This is a genomic window from Pseudomonas sp. LBUM1670, assembly GCF_059695695.1.
In genome coordinates this window covers 3,071,945-3,091,104 of sequence record NZ_CP166783.1, presented here as the reverse complement: position 1 = coordinate 3,091,104, position 19,160 = coordinate 3,071,945, and the positions used below count along the sequence as shown (strand labels likewise).

Annotated in this window: 12 protein-coding genes; 7 read left to right on the top strand and 5 right to left on the bottom strand. The window is 62.2% G+C overall.

Features of this window, described 5'->3' with window-relative positions; genetic code table 11:
- The first annotated feature begins 91 nt into the window (after positions 1 to 91).
- The 5 genes from cobW to ACA073_RS13945 all read left to right on the top strand — a co-directional run bounded on the left by cobW (position 92) and on the right by ACA073_RS13945 (position 8,677).
- Entirely contained in the window at positions 92 to 1,153 is a 1,062-nt protein-coding gene (gene cobW / locus ACA073_RS13965) for a cobalamin biosynthesis protein CobW (RefSeq protein WP_497396942.1), read from the top strand.
- Between the two features lie 3 nt (positions 1,154 to 1,156).
- A complete protein-coding gene (cobN, locus tag ACA073_RS13960) occupies positions 1,157 to 5,023 on the top strand; it encodes a cobaltochelatase subunit CobN (RefSeq protein WP_497396940.1) in 3,867 nt (1,288 codons plus the stop codon).
- A 160-nt stretch (positions 5,024 to 5,183) separates the two neighbouring features.
- Complete coding sequence (locus tag ACA073_RS13955; protein WP_497396938.1) at positions 5,184 to 6,182, top strand: magnesium chelatase ATPase subunit I; 999 nt, start codon at positions 5,184 to 5,186, stop codon at positions 6,180 to 6,182.
- A gap of 119 nt (positions 6,183 to 6,301) precedes the next feature.
- Positions 6,302 to 6,847: a vWA domain-containing protein gene (locus ACA073_RS13950; RefSeq protein ID WP_497396936.1), complete on the top strand. Its 546-nt coding sequence runs from the start codon at positions 6,302 to 6,304 to the stop codon at positions 6,845 to 6,847.
- A gap of 183 nt (positions 6,848 to 7,030) precedes the next feature.
- Positions 7,031 to 8,677: a phospholipase D-like domain-containing protein gene (locus ACA073_RS13945; protein ID WP_497396934.1), complete on the top strand. Its 1,647-nt coding sequence runs from the start codon at positions 7,031 to 7,033 to the stop codon at positions 8,675 to 8,677.
- Positions 8,678 to 8,894: 217 nt separating this feature from the next.
- Here the strand turns inward: ACA073_RS13945 and ACA073_RS13940 are convergent, their stop codons facing one another.
- Complete coding sequence (locus tag ACA073_RS13940) at positions 8,895 to 10,118, bottom strand: NADH:flavin oxidoreductase/NADH oxidase family protein (RefSeq protein WP_497396932.1); 1,224 nt, start codon at positions 10,116 to 10,118, stop codon at positions 8,895 to 8,897.
- A gap of 78 nt (positions 10,119 to 10,196) precedes the next feature.
- On the opposite strand from ACA073_RS13940, the gene ACA073_RS13935 reads away from it, so the two are divergent.
- A complete protein-coding gene (locus ACA073_RS13935; protein WP_497396930.1) occupies positions 10,197 to 10,607 on the top strand; it encodes a MerR family transcriptional regulator in 411 nt (136 codons plus the stop codon).
- Between the two features lie 99 nt (positions 10,608 to 10,706).
- Positions 10,707 to 11,573 (top strand): LysR family transcriptional regulator, encoded by an 867-nt coding sequence (locus ACA073_RS13930; protein WP_497396928.1) that lies wholly within the window; start codon positions 10,707 to 10,709, stop codon positions 11,571 to 11,573.
- 117 nt (positions 11,574 to 11,690) lie between these two features.
- Here the strand turns inward: ACA073_RS13930 and ACA073_RS13925 are convergent, their stop codons facing one another.
- Genes ACA073_RS13925 through wecB form a run of 4 tightly spaced genes read right to left on the bottom strand, consistent with a single transcriptional unit; the run spans position 11,691 to position 19,088 of the window.
- A complete protein-coding gene (locus tag ACA073_RS13925) occupies positions 11,691 to 12,599 on the bottom strand; it encodes a DUF4434 family protein (RefSeq protein ID WP_497396926.1) in 909 nt (302 codons plus the stop codon).
- Positions 12,599 to 15,766 (bottom strand): NfrA family protein, encoded by a 3,168-nt coding sequence (locus ACA073_RS13920; protein WP_497396924.1) that lies wholly within the window; start codon positions 15,764 to 15,766, stop codon positions 12,599 to 12,601. The genes ACA073_RS13925 and ACA073_RS13920 overlap by 1 nt, the downstream gene beginning before the upstream one ends.
- Positions 15,763 to 17,937 carry a cyclic di-3',5'-guanylate-activated glycosyltransferase NfrB gene (nfrB, locus tag ACA073_RS13915; RefSeq protein WP_497396922.1) on the bottom strand — a complete coding sequence of 725 codons (2,175 nt, stop codon included), beginning with the start codon at positions 17,935 to 17,937 and terminating at the stop codon, positions 15,763 to 15,765. The genes ACA073_RS13920 and nfrB overlap by 4 nt, the downstream gene beginning before the upstream one ends.
- Positions 17,934 to 19,088, bottom strand: coding sequence for a non-hydrolyzing UDP-N-acetylglucosamine 2-epimerase (wecB, locus tag ACA073_RS13910; RefSeq protein ID WP_497396920.1), 1,155 nt, complete (start codon positions 19,086 to 19,088; stop codon positions 17,934 to 17,936). Before wecB ends, nfrB begins: the two co-directional genes overlap by 4 nt.
- Between the last annotated feature and the right edge of the window lie 72 nt (positions 19,089 to 19,160).

Sequence of the window (19,160 nt, the reverse complement as noted above, 5' to 3'; positions counted from 1 at the left end):
GGGGTGATCCGGTGGCGAAATCTTCCGCGCGCCTGCCTGTGCAGCAGCGGTCGTCGTCCCGTATGCCCGCCACCTTGCCAAAGGGCATCCGATGAAAACACTGGCCAAACTCCCCGTCACCATCGTTACCGGCTTCCTCGGCTCGGGCAAAACCACCTTGCTGCGGCACATGCTCGACAACGCTCAGGGCCGCCGCATCGCGGTGATCGTCAACGAGTTCGGCGAGCTGGGCATCGACGGCGAAATCCTCAAGCAGTGTTCCATCGGTTGCACCGAAGAAGAAGCCAACGGCCGGGTCTACGAACTGGCCAACGGCTGCCTGTGCTGCACCGTTCAGGAAGAATTCTTTCCGGTGATGCGCGAACTGGTTGCCCGTCGCGGCGACCTCGATCACATCCTGATTGAAACTTCCGGCCTGGCCCTGCCGAAGCCTTTGGTGCAAGCCTTCCAGTGGCCGGAAATCCGCAGCGCCTGCACCGTGGACGCGGTCATCACCGTGGTCGACAGCCCGGCCGTTGCCGCCGGCACTTTCGCTGCCTTCCCGGATCAGGTCGACGCCCAGCGCAAACTCGACCCGAACCTGGACCACGAATCGCCACTGCACGAGCTGTTCGCCGACCAACTGGCCAGCGCCGACCTGGTGATCCTCAACAAGGCCGACCTGATCAGCCCGGAAGACCTGGCCCGCGTACGCCTGGAAGTCGCCGAAGAACTGCCGCCGGCGGTGAAAGTCATCGAAGCCAGCAGCGGTCGTCTGCCACTGGACGTGCTGATTGGCCTCGGCGCCGGTTCTGAAGAACACATCGACAGCCGTCACAGCCATCACGATCACCACCATGAAGGCGAAGATGATCACGATCACGACGCGTTCGACTCCATTTCCATCGAACTGCCCCAAGCCGACGAAAGCCTGCTGCTGGACGCGCTGACCCAATTGGTGGTCAAGCACGGCATCCTGCGCGTCAAAGGCTTTGCCGCCATCCCGAACAAACCGATGCGCCTGCTGATCCAGGGCGTGGGCACGCGATTCGACAAGCATTTCGACCGTCAGTGGGGCGCCGATGAAGCGCGCACCACGCGTCTGGTGTTGATCGGTCAGGCGCTGGACGCCGCGCAACTCGAAGCGCAATTGCGCGCCGCGCTCAGCGTTTAACCCATGCACCTGCTCAGGACCCAGCCCGGCGGTTTCGTCTCGGATGACAACATTGCCGACCTTGGACAAACCCCCGCCGAGCTGGTGATCCTGTGCAGCGGCGATTCCAGCCTGGCGTTGCTCGCCGAAGCGGCGCAGCAGTTGCCCGACGACTACCCGAGCGTGCGCCTGGCCAACCCGATGCAGGTTCAGAATCACGCCTCGGTCGATTTGTATGTCGACGAAGTGCTGCGCCACGCCAAGGTGATTTTAATCTCGCTGCACGGCGGCATCGCCTATTGGCGCTACGGCGTCGAGCGTCTGGTCGAGCTTTCGCAGCGTGGCGTACAGCTGATTCTGGTGCCCGGCGATGATCGCCCGGACCCGGAGCTCAGCGACCTGAGCACGGTGATGCCTGAAGACCGCGATCGGCTCTGGCACTACTTGCGTCAGGGCGGCATGGCCAACGCGCTCGACCTGTTTCGCTGCCTCGCCAATCGCTGGCTGGATCGCGATTATGCGTGGGCCGAACCGCAAACCCTGCCGCGCACCGCGATCTACCACCCGCAAAAAAGCCCCGCCGCATTGAGTGATTGGCAGGCCGACTGGCAGGCCGGTCAACCGGTGGCGGCGGTGCTGTTTTACCGCTCGCATTTGCAGGCGGCGAACACCGCATTCATCGATGTTTTCTGCCAGCGCTTGCAAGCGGCGGGGTTGAGCCCGTTGCCGATTGCCGTGGCCAGTTTGAAGGAGCCCGGCTGCCTGACGGTGGTCGAGGACTGGCTGGATGAGGTCGAAGCAGGGGTGATTCTCAACACCACCGGTTTCGCCCAGTCCAGCCCCGAAGCGCCGCATTTGCGACCGTTTTGCCGCAATATCCCGGTCATTCAAGCGATCTGCGCCCAGGACAACGAACCCGGCTGGCGTGCCAGCGAGCAAGGCCTCGGCCCGCGGGATCTGGCGATGCACATTGCGCTGCCCGAGCTGGACGGGCGAATCATCAGCCGCCCGATCAGCTTCAAGGACCTGGCGTGGCGCAGCGAGCGCAGTCAGTCCGATGTGGTCTGCTATCGGCCTGCACCTGAGCGCATGGACTTTGTCGCCGAACTGGCGCGGCGCTGGATTGATCTGGCGCGGGTGCCGAACAGCGAAAAACGCATTGCGCTGATCCTCGCCAACTACCCGACACGCGACGGACGGATCGGCAATGGTGTCGGTCTCGACACGCCGGCCGCCGCGTTGAATATCCTCCGTGCGTTGCACGCAGAAGGTTATCCGCTGCCCGCCGAACTGCCGGACAGCAGCACCGCGTTGATCCAGCAATTGCTCGGCGGTGTCAGCAACGACCTCGATACCCTCGACCAGCGTCCGTGTCATCAAAGCCTGGCGCTGGACGACTACAACCTGATGTTCAACGCCTTGCCCGAGACCAACCGTCAAGCCGTGCTGGAACGCTGGGGCACGCCCGAAAACGATCCGATGTTCCGCGGCGGACGGATGATGATCGCCGGGCTGCGTTTCGGCCTGACCTTCATCGGCATTCAACCGGCGCGGGGTTATCAGGTTGCCCCGAGCGCGGTGTATCACGACCCCGACCTGGTGCCGCCTCACGGCTATCTGGCGTTCTACTTCTGGTTGCGCAACACCTACGGCGCTCACGGCGTGATCCACGTCGGCAAACACGGCAACCTCGAATGGCTGCCGGGCAAAGGCGTCGGGCTGTCGGAAAGCTGCTGGCCGGACGCGTTGCTCGGGCCAATGCCAAACATCTATCCGTTTATCGTCAATGATCCGGGCGAGGGTGCCCAGGCCAAGCGTCGCACGCAAGCGGTGATCATCGATCACCTGATGCCGCCGCTGACTCGCGCCGAAACGTATGGTCCGCTGCGTAATCTCGAGCTGTTGGCCGACGAATATTACGAAGCACAATTGCTTGATCCGCGTCGCGCCCGGGAGTTGCAGCGCGACATACTGCAACTGGTGCGCGACACGCACATCGACCGTGAACTGCAGCTGGACGAGAAGCTCGACAGCGATACTGATGCGGCGATCTGGTTACCGCGTCTGGACACTTACCTGTGCGATTTGAAAGAGTCGCAGATCCGCGATGGCCTGCACATTTTCGGCGAGTCGCCGACCGGGCGTTTGCGCATCGATACGTTGCTGGCGCTGTTGCGGATTCCGCGAGGCGATGGGCGAGGGGCACAATCGAGTTTGTTGCGGGCGTTGGCGAAGGCGTTTGAATTGGGTTTCGATCCTCTGGATTGTGCGTTGGCTGAGCCTTGGGTCGGGCCGCGGCCGGCTGAATTGCAGCGCGTCGCTGATGAAGTCTGGCGCACCGCTGGTGACACCCGCGAACGCCTTGAACTGTTCGCAGCTCAACTGGTCTCGCAGACTCTAAATCATCCTCAAGCCAAACCCGGACCCTGTGGGAGCGGGCTTGCTCGCGAAAGCGGTGTGTCAGGCAAATCAATATCGACTGACACACCGCTTTCGCGAGCAAGCCCGCTCCCACAGGGTCCGGGTTGGTCTGACGTGGGCGCGATCATCGACAACCTGCGCGAAGTGGTCGCGCCACGGCTGGACGCCTGCGGCCCAGCGGAAATGCGCGGTCTGCTCGACGCCCTCAGCGGTCGTTTCGTCCCGGCCGGCCCGAGCGGTGCGCCAAGTCGTGGTCGCCTGGACGTGCTGCCGACCGGGCGCAATTTCTACTCGGTGGACGTGCGCAACCTGCCGACTACCACCGCCTGGCGCATCGGTTTCCAGTCGGCGAACCTGATTCTCGAGCGGCACTTGCAGGATCACGGCGATCACCTGCGTCAGCTCGGCCTGTCGGTCTGGGGCACCGCGACCATGCGCACCGGCGGCGATGACATCGCGCAAGCCATGGCGCTGATCGGCGTGCGCCCGGTGTGGGCGACGGGCAGTCAGCGCGTCGATGATTTTGAAATTCTGCCGCTGAGTCTGCTCGACCGTCCGCGGGTCGACGTTACCTTGCGCGTGTCCGGGTTCTTCCGTGATGCCTTTGCCAATCTGATCCGCCTGTTCGACGCCGCCGTGCAAGCGGTCGCCGCGCTGGATGAACCGGACGATCTCAATCCATTGGCCGCCAAGGTCCGCGCCGAGCGTGAAATGCTACTGCAATCGGGGCTCGATGAGGAAGCGGCCAGGCGCCAGGCCGGTTGGCGAATCTTCGGCGCAAAACCCGGTGCTTATGGCGCGGGTGTGCAGGGCGCCATCGACGGTCGATTGTGGCAGAGCCGCGAGGACTTGGCCGAGGTGTATCTGAACTGGGGCGGCTACGCTTACGGCGGTACAGACGAAGGCACCGCGGCCCGCGAGCAGTTCGCCCAGCGCCTGAGCCAGGTTCAGGCCGTGCTGCAAAACCAGGACAACCGCGAGCATGACTTGCTCGATTCCAACGACTATTACCAGTTCCAGGGCGGCATGCTCGCCGCCGTGGAAAGCCTGAGCGGCGAAGCAGCGGCCAGTTACCATGGCGATCACAGTCAGCCGGACTTGCCGAAAATTCGCACGTTGAAGGAAGAGTTGAACCGGGTGATCCGCTCGCGGGCAGCCAATCCGAAGTGGATCGACGGCGTGACGCGCCACGGCTACAAAGGTGCGTTTGAACTGGCGGCGACGGTCGATAACCTGTTCGCCTTCGACGCGACGACGCAACTGATCGACGATCACCAGTACGCGTTGCTGGCGGATGCTTATTTGCTGGACCCGGCGACCCGGGAGTTTGTTCGCGAACATAATCCGCATGCCTTGCGCGACATGACCGAGCGGATGCTGGAAGCGCAGCAGCGCGGGATGTGGAAGGAACCGGGCGAGTACCGCGAGGCGCTGGAGAATTTGTTGCTGGATATAGAAGAAGACAGCTGATGCGCCGCAAACCCTGTGGGAGCGGGCTTGCTCGCGAAAGCGGTGTTTCAGTCGACATTGGTATTGGCTGACACACCGCTTTCGCGAGCAAGCCCGCTCCCACAGGGGTAACGGCGCCTGTGAAAGATCGTTCACCCCGACCATGATGAGAAACCCCGACATGACCGACATCCCGCATTTCCCCTTATCCGCCGTGGTCGGCGCCGACGACTTGAAACTTGCCCTGTACCTCACCGCCATCGACCCGAAAATCGGCGGCGTGCTGATCGAAGGTCCGCGCGGCATGGCCAAATCCACCCTGGCCCGCGGCCTCGCGGACCTGCTCGCCAGCGGTCAATTCGTCACCTTGCCGCTCGGCGCTACCGAAGAGCGCCTGGTTGGCACCCTCGACCTCGACGCGGCCCTGAGCGAAGGTCGTGCGCAGTTTTCTCCCGGTGTATTGGCCAAGGCTGACGGCGGCGTGCTTTACGTCGATGAAGTCAATCTGCTACCCGATCATCTGGTCGACCTGCTGCTCGACGTCGCCGCCAGCGGCACCAACCTGATCGAGCGCGACGGCATTTCCCACCGGCATTCAGCGAAGTTCGTACTGATCGGTACGATGAACCCGGAAGAGGGTGAACTGCGGCCGCAATTGCTCGACCGCTTTGGCTTGAACGTGGCGCTCAGTGGCCATACCGCACCGGCCCAACGTGGTCAGATCATCCGCCGGCGTCTGGATTTCGACAGCGATCCGCAACGGTTCTGCACCGAGTGGGAAAGTCATCAGCAGTCCCTGCGCGAACGTTGTGAGAACGCGCGCAGCACACTGGCAAGCATTCCCCTCGACGATCAAGCGCTGGCACAGATTACCGAGCGCTGTTTTGCCGCCGGTGTCGACGGCCTGCGCGCCGACCTGGTCTGGCTGCGTGCCGCCCGTGCCCATGCGGCGTGGCGGGGTGCGAGCGTCATTGCCGAGGTCGATATCGACGCGGTCGCCGAATTCGCCTTGCGTCACCGTCGTCGCGAACAATCGCCACCGACGCCGCAGCAGGCCCAGCAACCCGCACCACAACATTCCAGTCCGAGTGAAGGCCAGGGCCAGTGGGGCGAAATGCCTGCCCAGGCGCTGCCGGTCGGTGCCCGACGTGAAGTGCCGAGCTGGCCAAAAAAGCCCTAGGCATTCGCCCTCGATCTGATGCGGGGGCGAATGCCAGACCCCGTGCCGGACGGCTGGCCAACGGCAAACAGGGTAAACGTCAGGCCGCGCGCAGCGGCTCGATCGACTGGCCCGGCACCTTGCTCAATGGCCGTCCTCGTCAACGCCAGGATGTCCTGTTTCATGTGCGCACCCGTTCGCCCCACGAACTGTGGCTGGTGATCGTCGACGCCTCGGCCTCGACGCGCCGCCACCAGGCATTGAGCGATGCCAAGGGTTTGTTGGCGCAATTGTTCGACGACGCTTACCGTCAGCGCGCGCGCCTGGCGTTGTTGACGGCCAGCGGTCATGCACCCACGTGGCAAGTGCAGGGGTTGAAAGCTTCTACCGGTTTACGCCACTGGCTCGATGGCCTCGGTGCGGGCGGTGGCACACCGTTGCTGGCGGCGCTCGGCGAAGCGGGGCGATGGCTCGCGGCACGACAAAAACGCTGTCCGGCGGAACAGCAGCGGTTGTTGCTGGTGACGGATGGGCGATTGAAGGATTGGTCGAGGTTGCCGGCGCTGGAGTGTCCGGGGGTGCTGATTGATATTGAGCGGGGGCCGATTCGGTTGGGTCGGGCGCGGCAGTTGGCAGTAGAACTGCAAGCGGATTATCGACATATTGACGAGCTGATTTCAGGGTGAGTTTTGCAGTGTTTGTGCGGGCCTCTTCGCGAGCAAGCCCGCTCCCACAGTTGATCTGTGGCGTTCATAAATCCCCTGTGGGAGCGGGCTTGCTCGCGAAAGCATCACCTCGGTATCGGATAATCACGGCCAATCCGCAACGCTGCCCTATGCTCTGAAAGCAGTCATTCACAGGAGTGAATCATGCGTGTTCTAGCCACAAACAGTCAGGACGATTTCCGCGTCAAAGCCTACGCCGGCACCAACGGCGTGCTGCTGGCCATGGACCTGGCCGAATCCCGTCGCACAGGCCTGCTGGGTTTCGCCATCGAAAAGCAGCAGGGCAGCAAGCCCTGGTTGTTCCTGTTCAACAGCCTGACGTTTCCCGGCAAGGCTCACACGTTCCCGCAGTTTCACGCCACCCCGAGCGATCTCGCGCCGTTGCAGAAATTTCGCTGGGCCGATTACGCGGTCAATCCGGGGATGACGATTCATTACCGGATTCACCTGGCGTACGGCAGCGCTGACGCACCGCAACTGGGCGAATACCTGGAAGTGACCGTCACGTCCGACAATGGCCTGCCGCAGTATCAAAGCGTGATCTTCAATCGTGCGGTGGCCGCCAGTCAGGCGTTCCAGCGCAAGTTTCCCGACCTTGACGCGCAGATCAGCGCCAACAAAAACCTGCCCATCGAGGCCTGGCCCGATGCCCCTCGGCAATGGCTGGAAAATGGTCTGCTCGGGCGCTTGCTGGGGTTTATCGAGCGGGCGCTGGATGATCAGTGGGCGCTGGACATCGCCATTTACGAATATGAGCTGGAGGCGATCGTCAATGCCGTCAACGCGGCGTTCGAACGGGGCGTGAAGGTTCGCGTGCTGTATCACGCGCAACCCGACGATGGCGACACCGCCATCAACGAAGCCAGCCTGGAAAAAATCCCCGCAGCGAACAAACGCGGGCGCATCACTCACAACATCTTCCACAACAAATTCATAGTGCTGAGCCGGGTCGATGCAGCCGGGCAGCTTCAGCCCGAAGCGGTGCTGTGCGGCAGCACCAACTTCACGCCCAATGGCGTTTATCGCCAGGCCAACGTGGTGCATGTGCTGGACGATGCAAGCGTCAGCGCCAGTTATCTGCGTACCTTCGAGCAGGTCTGGGCGACACCGGCCGACGTCGGCGCCACCCGGCAATGGATCACGCAACACAACGCGATGGACCCGCAGCAACCGGTGTTCGCCGGTTTCTCACCGCGTTCGGGGCAGGGTGATTTGCGTGAGTTTGTCGAGATCATCAACGCCGCGAAAAAGGACGTGCTGTTCGTCACCGCGTTCGCCTTGCCCGACGACATTCTCAATGCGTTGCTCGGCCAGCCCCACGACGACATTTTGCGCTACGGCCTGCAAAACACCGCGAGCCGCATCCCCGGTTTCCACGCCGACCGCAGCGCCGAATTCGCCGCTACTGCGCTGCTCAACACCGGGCTCGAAGGCTGGCTTCGCGAGAACATGAAAGGCCAGAAGGGTAACTTGCTGGTGCACACCAAAGCCGTGGTCACCGACTTCACCAGCGACGCGCCGACGATCATCAGTGGCAGCCACAACCTCAGCGCTGCGGCCAGTAACGGCAACGACGAGAACTACCTGATCGTTCGCGGCGATACCCATCTGGCCGACCGTTATGGCCTGGAACTGCTGCGGTTCTACGAGCATTACCGCTTTCGCTACTTTGCCAAGAAACTGGCGCTGAAGCACGTGCAGCCGTTGAAGGCGGATGACAGCTGGACCCATGATTATTACCTCGCGGGGGATTTGCGGCAGCTGTCGCGACTGCGTTTCTCCGGCCGGTAAAACAGTGATGTCAATGGCCCCTTCGCCGGCAAGCCGGTCTCGCTCCCACAGGGGATTTGTGAACGCCACCGACCAACTGTGGGAGCGGGCTTGCTCGCGAAGGCGTCGTGCAGCCAACATCAATGTTGAATGACCCACCGCTTTCGCGAGCAAGCCCGCTCCCACGTTTGATCATCGCCAGCCTTCACCATCACCTCGTTCTCGCGCACTCTCCCGATTACTTGCCCATCGCCTGACGGTACTGCCGTGTGCGGCGGCCGATGTACAAGCGGTCGAGGATCAGCGCCCAGACTGCCGACACTTCGGGCCGGGGCTTGCGTCCGCGGCTGAGGCGATGGAGCTGGAATTTCACCACGGCCATGCTCGCCAGTGAGGCCAACGCCTTGCGTTTCCAGAGGATCGGCGGCAATTGCGGATGGCTGTCCTGGCCTTCGCGCCAGTGTTTGACCAACTGCGGTTCGAGGGCCAGCGCCGTGCCAATACCGGCCATGGCGATGCCGCTGTCGAGCACTTGTTCGACGATCGCCAGACGCCGGATCCCGCCGGTCACCATCACCGGCATGCGCGCCACGCTCGCCAGTTCGCCGGCCATCTCCAGAAAGTACGCTTCCCGCGCCAGTGTCCGGCCATCGCGTGCCTCGCCTTGCATGGCCGGTGCTTCGTAGCTGCCGCCAGACAACTCCAACAAATCGATCTGCGAATCGTTGAGCCACTGGATCACTTGTCGGGCGTCGTCGGCATCGAATCCGCCGCGCTGGAAGTCCGCCGAGTTGAGCTTCAACGCCACACAAAACTGCGGTGACACGGTTTGGCGAACGGCGCTGACGACGTCCAGCAGCAGGCGCGCGCGATTCGCAAGCGACCCGCCCCAGCGGTCGGTCCGACGGTTAGTCAGCGGCGACAGGAACTGACTGATCAGGTAACCGTGTGCGGCATGAATCTGCACGCCGGTGAATCCGGCTTTTTCAGCGAGCGCGGCGCTGGTGGCGAAGCGCGTGATCACCTCGGCGATATCACCCTCGGACATCGGTTTGGGTTCGGCAAACATCTTGGAAAATGAACCAAGATCCAGCGCCACCGCCGAGGGCGCCCACGCTTGCTGGCCGAGGTTGGCCATGGTCTGGCGGCCCGGATGATTGAGTTGCATCCAGAATTGCGCGCCACCGGAACGGCCAATCGTTGCCCATTGGCGGAAGCGTTCCATGTCGCGATCATCTTCCAGCACGACGCCACCAGGGCCGGTCATCGCACGGCGATCGATCATCACGTTGCCGGTCAGCAACAATCCGGCTTCGCCCCCGGCCCAGGCCTGATACAACCGAAACAGCGCGTCGGAAGGTGCCTGCCCGGTGTCGGCGAGGTTCTCTTCCATGGCCGCTTTGGCAATGCGATTGCCGATCGTCTGGCCGTTGGGCAAATTTAACGCTTGGAAGGGCGACATGCTTGACTCCTCATCAGTGATGCGTAGAGGCTAAGCTTAAAGTTAACTTTAATGTCAAGCAGGCAAGTTGAGGCTGAGATGAAGATTGGTGAATTGGCGCAGTTGAGCGGGTTTAACGCGTCGCGTATTCGTTTTTACGAAGCCCAGGGCCTGATCCAGAAAGTGGAGCGCCGGGCGAACGGTTACCGGCATTATCCCGACCAGGTGTTGCAAACGCTGTATCTCATCCAGTGTGCGCAGCAGGCCGGGTTCAGTCTGGAAGAGTTGAAGCAGTTGCTGCCGGACACTGCGACCGGCGTGTTCAAGCACGACGAACTGGTGGCGGGTCTCAGGCGCAAAGTCGACCAGATCGAAGAAATGCAGCTGCACCTGGCGCAGAGCAAGGCGAAGCTGTTGGCGGTGATTGACGATATTCAGGCGAAACCCGACGGCATGGGCTGCGATGCGAATGCCGAGCGGGTGCTGGCTTCATTCAAGCCTTCGCGTTGATGGAGGTAGCTGATGGGGCGGGGATCGGGTTGCGCACCAACGTGCCCACCACCAACGCACCCAGCATCGGCACTTCATTACCTTTGAGCTAATGCACTCATGGACATACGGCATTTCCGCTACTTTCTGGCCGTTGCCCGGCAAGGCAACTTCACTCGCGCCGCCGAACAGCTCGGTATCGCACCGCCGACCTTGACTCGACAGATTCAGGACATGGAGAACGAACTCGGCACGCGACTGTTCGTGCGTCAAACACGTGAAGTCAGCCTGACCGAAGCCGGCGCCGCACTGTTGATTGAAGCCGAGGCGACGGAGCGGCAATTCGAATACGCCCAGCAAAATGCCCAGCTCGCCGGGCGAGGGGATATGGGTCATATCGAACTGGGTTACGTGGCCTCGGCGGTGTACTCGGGATTGCTGCAAAAACAAGTGCAGGCGTTCAGTCGCGAGTGTCCGGACGTCAGCCTGAACGTGCAGGAAAGCCCGATGGTGACCTTGCCGGCGATGGTGCTCGAAGGTCGATTCGATATGGGTTATGTCCGCTCACCCATGATCTTGCCCGAAGGCCTGGACGCCATTCGCCTCGACGCAGAGGGCTTTGTGCTGGCGCTGTCGGCGGAATCCTGGTTGTGCCGTTTGACTGAGATCGGCCCGGAGCATCTACAGGCTGAGACGTTCATCCTGCCGGAACAAATCAGCGGCACCTTGCAAGTCGCCGCCGAGGGCGGGTTTGCGCCGAAGCTGGGCGCGCAACCGGGCGGACTGGTGGCGGTGCTGGCGCTGGTGTCACTGGGGCAGGGTGTGGCGGTGGTGCCGGAATCGGTGGTCGGGCATGTCGGATTGCCTGGTGTGCTGTACCGGGCGATCAAGGGCTGTGAGGTGAGTTCGTGGTTGTCGTTGATCTATCGGCGGTTTGAGAAATCGGCGGCGGTTATCAGGTATATCGAGCGGGTCAGGCATCAATAAGAGCAAAAGCTTCGCGAGCAAGCCCACTCCCACATTTGATCGAGTTGTCCGGAAGACTTCGGTCAAATTGTGGGAGCGGGCTTGCTCGCGAAGGCTGACTCCAATACGACGCAGCCCCTATTGATGAACGCTAGTCCGATCCTTCCCCCTAAGTTTTGAAATATCGCCGACCTGGTGCTTGCGCTGGTTGTCGAGAATCACCTTGCCCCACGGCCGATAACGCAGGGAAAACACTGCCGTTGAGTGGCAGCCAGCCGACGTGGTGTCCGGGGTGGCCGGTTCCGCGCGAAACGGTTGGCCCTCGGCGCTGACCTGCCGGAAGGCTTCGCGCACGATGCCGACCGGGCAGGGCAGTGCGCTGGCGTAGCCGTTGCGCACCAGTGGCGGCAAACGCCCGGTGCCGGCGCCGTCCTGCCACCAGACCTGAACACCGATGCCCGCGAGCCCCCCCAGCCACTGGCCGTTCACCTGCGGCGCGAGCTTGCCTGCATTGAAGGCGCTGACGTGCAACGGTGCGTCCAGTTTGCCGGCGAAATCCTTGAGCTGGCGCTGCAGGGTTTGCCGTCGATCGACCGCCAGGAAGTGAACGTCGTCGAGCTCCATCGGCAGGTACCAACCGCTGACAGGCAGCTTCCAGTCCTGGCGCAGCCGCTGTTGCTGAGCCAGCGACTGCCCGAGTTGCGCCTGCCAATAAGCCGCGAGCCCGGCGCTGTCCAGTTCATCGATGCGCTGGTAGTAGGCCGGGTCCATGCTCAGGCCAAGCACCAGTTTCAGACCTTGTTCATGGGCCAGTTCCAAGCTGTTGGCGAGCCAGCCATCGGCGCCACCGAAGTTCGAATCACCGTACGCCGTCCATTGCACGATGACGGTCTGCACCCCGTGTCTGGCGCTGTCTTGCCAGATCCGCTGCCATTGCGCCTGGCTGAGACCGGCGTCGACGTTCAGCGGTTGATAGAAAATCCGTTCATCGGCGCGGGCCATTATGCTGCTCAGTAACAGGCAAAAAACCAGGAGAAGACGCGTCATCAGAAATTCAACTCCACACCCAGCAGCACACCGTTACCGCCTTCATACAAGTTGCCGCTCAGGGATTGCTGATATTCGGTACGAACCGTCAGGTGTGCGCGGTAGGCGTTGTAGATGTCGTCGTCGAACCACCATTGCCAGCGCAGGCCGACACCCGTGCGCAGGTCCTGGCGCCAGTCGTTGCTCGGATCCTGTGTGGCGAACTCGAGAAAGCCGTAAGGCATGAAGGTTTGCGTCCCGTTGAACGGCAGCTTCCAGGTGTGACCTTGCTGGAATCGCGACAGCCATTGGTGATCACCGGCCTTGGTCCACCACGCCGCGTCGAGGTAAAGGAAGCGTTCTTCCCAGTCGTTTTCATCGACGCGCCAATCGTTGCGAAACCGTCCCTGATCGAGGAATGACGCGGTGGCACGCAGCAGGTAATCGGTGCTGGTGTGGCCGTCCTGACGATGGTTGTTGATCTGGTCCGCGAGTTTCTCGGGAATGAGCATTTGCCCGAGGCTCAGACGCTGACTGTCGTCATCATCGAACGTACTCTGCTTATAGACTTCGCCGTAGAAGTTGATGTTAGCGGTGCCCCAGGGCTTGTAACGCAGACCCACGCCCGTGCCGATGGACTCGGCATAGCTCGATCGCCCCTGACCGCCGAGCAGCACGCGACCGTAGACCGACAACGTGCTGCCGGCGCGGCTCGGTTCTTCACCGAGCGCGTGGTCCCAGATCGCCACTTGCACATTCTGCGAGGTGGAGCGCCGTGATGTGTCACTGCGGTTGCCGTCGGGGCGGAAGCTGTCGTTGGTCGACACCCCGGCCGGCGACCAGGTGCTGGCCAGCGTGCGGCTGTCGCGGCGGGACAAGGTTTCGTGAGCGCGGCGCTGGCGATAACGCCTGGCTTCCATGCTGGCGTCCTCATCGTCGGCAGCCACCGGGTGCTGTTCCAGATCAATGACCCTGCGCAGTTCCTTGCGCGCCGCGGCGCTGTCTTCGACTTCGTCATAACGCAGCGCGAGGGTTTCGCCGAGGCGATAGTCTTCCGGGAAATCCCGGGTGGCGCTTTGCAGATAAGGGACAGCGTGGGCACGCTGTTCCCGGGTGCCGGCCCCGGCCAGACGCATGCCGTAATCGGCGCGAAAACGCGGGTTGTTCGGCTCGCGGCGCACGGCTTCGGCGAGCCAGACTGTGCTCTGTTCCAGCTCGCCGGCCTTTTGCGCGGTGATCGACGCCGCATAAAAATGACTGGCATCCGGCGACTGTTGCACGGCCGAGCGTTGGCGCTGCAACGCCTGTGTATGATCGCCGCGAGCGTCGGCAATGGCTGCGCCGAGCGCCCACTCATTGGCGCCCCGTGCGCGACTGTGTTGCCAGTAACCTTCCGCCGCCTGAGGATCGCCAGCGGTGAGGGCGCTGCGACTGGCCGTCAGTTTGGCGTTATCACTCAGTTCGGCCTCCGGCAGGCTGCGCCAGATGGCCAGGGCACCGGATGAATCGCCGGCCGCTTCCAGGGCATACGCCAGTGGCAGACGGCTGCCACGGTCGCCGAGTTTTTCTGCCGCTTGGTAATAGACGACCGCTTCGCCCGGCCGATCCGGCATGGCACAACGGCCCAGGGCACGATAGTCGCCAGCGACTTGCGGGTGGTTGCCGATGGCTTGTTGCACCGCCTCGCACTGACCTTTCTCGGCCAGTTGCGCCAGCAGTTGGCCGCGCGTGGCGGGATCGACGCGATTGAGCAGCGACAGCATGCGTTGCTGCTGCGCCGGGGTCGGCGTCGACGATGCATAGAGCCCCGCAAGCCGTTGCAGCATGGCGACGGGTAACTGGCCGCCATGACGGTCGTAAGCGCTTTCGAGCAACTGTTGCGCGTGTTCACGCTGACCGCCGTTCAGCGCCAGATACGTCGCCTGATTGAGCGAACCGAGGTTGCCGGTCTGCTGGTAATGCCGCTCCCAAAGCGTCGCCGCTTCGGTGTTGCGCCCCAATGCCTGAACCAGTTCGGCCCGACGTTTCAGCACGTCAGCGGTCTGTGGCTGGCCGGCGAGCCAGGCCATGACTTTGTCGCTCTGGCCCTGTTCCTGCCAGATATCCAGCAGCCGTGCCTGTCGACGACTGTCCCAGGGTTCGGGCAGCCGCGTGCTTTGCAGCAGCTCGGTGGCCTGCAGACGCTGGGCCAGGATCAGCCAGGTTTGCGGGTCGTCGTTCGGTTGGCAGTCACGCAATTGCGTGCGTGCGGCTTCCGGATCGCGACCGGACAGCCATTCGGCCGTTTCCAGGCACGGACGCTGCAATTCGCCACTCAAGCGTTGCACGGTCGGCACATCGCCGGTCTGCCGTGCCAGTTCCCACAGGCGCTGGCGTTGCGCCGGATCAGCCAGGTCGCTGGCCGGCAACGATTGAATCCAGCGCTGGGCCTGCTGAACGTGGCCCATGGCGATCGCCCGATCAATCATCGCAAGCCGGGCCTTGCGCGCCGCTTCGGGTGTCGGCGCCTGTTGCAACAATTGCTGCAAAGGCTGTTCGTCGAGACGTTGCACGTACGCATTGGCCAGTCGCTGCCACCCTTCGGCGTCCAGTTGCTTGCTGGCGGCCAGTGGTGCCAGTTGCTCGATGGTCCCGTTCCAGTCGTGCAATTGCTCCGACCAGTTGGCGCGGGCGAGGTGCAGGATCTCGTCGTCACCCTTGGGTGTCAGTTGCGCCAGCCAGTCGTGGGCCCGGCCCGCGCCACCAAACCTGGCGAGGCTCAGGCTGTAGGCCTGCCACAGGCGTACACGCTGATTGAGGTTGCTGGTGGCCAGCCATTCTTCCACCTGCTCGCTGCCCGGCGGATCCTGTTCGATCCAGGTCAGGCGCAGGTTGAGGAGGGCGTCGTTGTTATCCGGATTGTCGGGCAACGCTTGCACGGCATCCTTGTAACGTCGTTGCTTGGCCAATGCTTCCACCAGCAGGGCACGGGCTTCATCGTTTTTCGGCACCATGGCCAGCAGGTGACGCATCAGCCGTTCGACTTCGGCCCAGTTGCCCTTTTTCGCTTCGCGGTAGCTGCGATCCATGTAGGGGAAACTGCGAAATTGTTCGAATTCGCTCAGCGGTTCTGCCTGCACCCACGTTGCTGTAGTCAGACTCAGTAACAGGCCGCCGACGAGCAGGGCATGACGATTGACAGGCTTCATGCGACCTCCCGGACAATGCGGTAGGCGGCTTGTTGTTCGCTGGCCTGGTCCGCCAGGGCCTGATCGAGGATTCCCTGAGTGATCATACCGCGCGAGATAAGGTGCTCGCCCAAGGACATGTGCTCGGCATCGAAGTCGATCAAGGCCTGATTGAACAGACTCGGCGGCACCATGCCGCGCACTTGCAGCAGGTTACCCAGGAGCACCTGGTGATGACTGACGCGTTCGAGCAAGGCTTCATCGTCCTGATGGCGCTCAAGCACTTCGAGCATGTGGTGGACTTCTTCATTCTGACGGGGGCTGGCGTACCAGTAACGGATACCCAGCGTGACCCGGCCCTGAGGCGCGAGACGGCAGCGCACCGGGCGTTTCAATTGACGGCTGATGGCGCCGAGGGAGACCTGGCTCACCGGCCCTTCGGAGGCGAGCACCAGCGTGTGGCCTTCCTCGGCCACCGGCAGCACGCCATAGTGCGAGGCAATCTTGCGCGGCACGGCGTCGATCAGGCGTTTGTCGAGCTTGAACGGGTTCAGCGGCGCCCATTCGAGGTCCAGTTGTTCGGCGAGGGTTTCCACCAGTTGCGTGCTGTTGATGTGTTCGCGCAACAGCAGTTCGTGGCCCAGACGGCGCCGAATCGGGCTGGTGATCGCCGCTTCCAGTTGCTCTTCGGTGAGCAGGCCTTTTTCCACCAGACGATGTCCGAGCGGGGTGCGCTGGGCCTTGGTCAGGGCCGGGAACTCATGGGTGGTCTTGTCCCACGCCACGCGGCGCGAATCGCCCATCTCCATAACCTGGCGCAGTGCCCGCACGTTGGCGAAGAAGTTGATGAAGTTGCTCCACATCATCCGCGGCGCCGACAACAGACCTTCGATCAAACCGTAGTAGCGGGTGACGAACCAGGCGCGCTGGAACAACCGATTGATCAGCATCAAACCGTTGAGCCACAGCAGGATCGCGAGCAGCGGACTGTTGGACAGGATCGACGGGTAGCGCCAGGCCTCGGGCACAATGATTGTCACCAGCCACATCGCCAGCAGCACCAGGAACAGCAGGTTGACCAGGAAACTCAGCAGGTAGGCGATCATGCCGCGACGATCACGCCACAGGAAATAGTTGAGCACGCCCTTGGGGCTCCAGCCGAGGTTCTTGGTGCCCTGAAACACGATGCCGACGATCCAGCGGGATTTCTGCCGGATGGCATGCTGCAAGTCCCGAGGGAAATGCTCGCGCACGCAGATCACCTGGGAAAACACGCGGTCCATGCCGAACACCCAGGGTTGTTCGAGCGCCAGTTTCGGATCGGTCACCGAATAGCGGGCGAAGATGCACTTCATGCCTTTTTGCTTGAGACGGAAACCGATGTCGTAGTCTTCGGTCAGGCTCTGCACGTCGAAGGCAATGCCGTCGCCGTCTTCGAGCAGGGCGCTGATGGCTTTACGGCTGAAACAGGTGCCGACGCCGGCGCTGGGCACCTGGCCGGTCATGGCTTCGCGGACGATCACGTCCTTGCCGTGGTTCTCGGCAAATTCGTCGACATAGTGCCCGGCGGTGAAACCTCGCCATTCCGGTGCGTAGGGGTAGACCGGAATCTGGATCAGGTCCTTGGCCGGCAGCAGGTAGTTGAAGAGGCGCAACTCCATGGGCGAAATCACGTCTTCGGCATCGTGCAGGATGAACCCGGCAAACTGGATTTTCGCTTCGCTTTCAAAGCGCAGGATCGCGTCGATGATGTTGTTCAGACAATCGGCCTTGCTGGTGGGACCGGGGCGGGCGCAGACCACTTTGTGCACATTGGGATAGTGCTGACACACCGCATCGACGTCGGCCTGGGTCTCGGCATCGTTGGGGTAAGTGCCGACGAAGATCTGATAGTTCTCGTAATCGAGGGTCGACGCCGCAAGACGCGCCATTTCGCCAACCACACCGACTTCGTTCCACGCCGGGACCATGATCGCCAGGGGTTTTTCGGCAATGGCGTACAGACGTTCCTCATCGGCGCGCTTGAATTTTTCATAGATCCGCCAGCGCCGGACCAGCTTGCGGCCCCAGTACACGAGGTCGATGAACAGGTCATCGAGCCCGAGGAGGAACATCAACAGCGCCAGGGTAATCGCGAGGTATTTGAGACCGAACAGGACGTAGGCAAAAAAATCGACAAAACCGAAAGTCATCGCGCTTTGACCGCCGCCGAGCGTTCGCTCAGCCACTCGCACAGACGGGTGGCAATGCGTTCGCTGGCGTGGCCGTCACCATAAGGGCTGTGCACGCGGCTCATGCGCTCGAAGTGAGTCTTGTCATCCAGCAACCGGCTGGCTTCCTTGACGATGCGATCGGTGTCGGTGCCGACCAGCAACACGGTCCCGCCTTCAAGCACGGATGGCCGTTCAGTCACATCACGCAGCACCAGCAGCGGCTTGGCGATAGCCGGCGCTTCCTCCTGGATACCGCCCGAATCGGTGAGGATGAAATGCGCACGGCCCATCAGCCAGACGAAATGCTGATAATCCTGCGGCGCCACCAGATAAATGTTCGGCTTGTCCGACAGCACGCCATATACCGCTTTCTGAACCTGCGGATTCAGGTGCACCGGGTAGACGAATTGCACATCCGGGTAGCGCACCGCGAGGTCGGCGAGCGCCTGGCAGATATTGCGAAAACCATGGCCGAAATTCTCCCGGCGGTGGCCGGTGATCAGCACCAGACGTCGATCGTCTTCGAGCACCGCCAGCGACGAGTCGGCGGCAGGATGCCAGTTGACCTCCTGTTGATGGGTGCGCATCCACAACAGTGCGTCGATCACCGTATTGCCGGTGACTTCAATACTGGCCTTGGGCACGCCTTCGCGCAGCAGGTTGTTTTCACCCTTGGTGGTCGGTGTGAAATGCAGGTCGGCGATGACCCCCGTCAGGCGGCGGTTGGCTTCTTCCGGCCACGGTGCGCGCAGGTTACCGGTACGCAAACCGGCCTCGACGTGGCCGATGGGCAGTTGGCGGTTGAAGGCGGCAAGAGCGGCGATGAAGCTGGTGGTGGTATCGCCGTGGACCAGCACGATGTCGGGTTTCGCCCGCTCGTAAGCCTGATCGAGCTTGATCAGCAGTTGTTGTGACAATCCGTTGAGGGTCTGGCCCTGAGTCATCACCTGCAGGTCTTCGTCGATCGTCAGCTCGAAGGAATCCAACACTTGTTTGAGCATCTCCCGGTGTTGGCCGGTGGAGCAGATGTTCAGTTTGATCCCGGGCCATTGACGCAACACTCTGGCGAGTGGCGCCATCTTGATGGCCTCCGGACGCGTACCGAAAACCATCATGACGTTGAAAGACATTAACCCCTCCTGGGTAGGTGACAAGGCTCTGGCGCAAGGCCATCAGCGTTATTTCGCATGCTGAAATTTAAA

Excerpts from the sequence above, each read along its gene's own strand:
- ACA073_RS13955 (WP_497396938.1), top strand. The coding sequence starts at position 5,184 with ATGACCGACATCCCGCATTTCCCCTTATCCGCCGTGGTCGGCGCCGAC.
- ACA073_RS13925 (WP_497396926.1), bottom strand. The coding sequence starts at position 12,599 with ATGACGCGTCTTCTCCTGGTTTTTTGCCTGTTACTGAGCAGCATAATG.
- wecB (WP_497396920.1), bottom strand. The coding sequence starts at position 19,088 with ATGTCTTTCAACGTCATGATGGTTTTCGGTACGCGTCCGGAGGCCATC.
- ACA073_RS13940 (WP_497396932.1), bottom strand. The coding sequence starts at position 10,118 with ATGTCGCCCTTCCAAGCGTTAAATTTGCCCAACGGCCAGACGATCGGC.
- ACA073_RS13930 (WP_497396928.1), top strand. The coding sequence starts at position 10,707 with ATGGACATACGGCATTTCCGCTACTTTCTGGCCGTTGCCCGGCAAGGC.
- cobN (WP_497396940.1), top strand. The coding sequence starts at position 1,157 with ATGCACCTGCTCAGGACCCAGCCCGGCGGTTTCGTCTCGGATGACAAC.
- ACA073_RS13920 (WP_497396924.1), bottom strand. The coding sequence starts at position 15,766 with ATGAAGCCTGTCAATCGTCATGCCCTGCTCGTCGGCGGCCTGTTACTG.
- ACA073_RS13945 (WP_497396934.1), top strand. The coding sequence starts at position 7,031 with ATGCGTGTTCTAGCCACAAACAGTCAGGACGATTTCCGCGTCAAAGCC.
- cobW (WP_497396942.1), top strand. The coding sequence starts at position 92 with ATGAAAACACTGGCCAAACTCCCCGTCACCATCGTTACCGGCTTCCTC.
- nfrB (WP_497396922.1), bottom strand. The coding sequence starts at position 17,937 with ATGACTTTCGGTTTTGTCGATTTTTTTGCCTACGTCCTGTTCGGTCTC.
- ACA073_RS13935 (WP_497396930.1), top strand. The coding sequence starts at position 10,197 with ATGAAGATTGGTGAATTGGCGCAGTTGAGCGGGTTTAACGCGTCGCGT.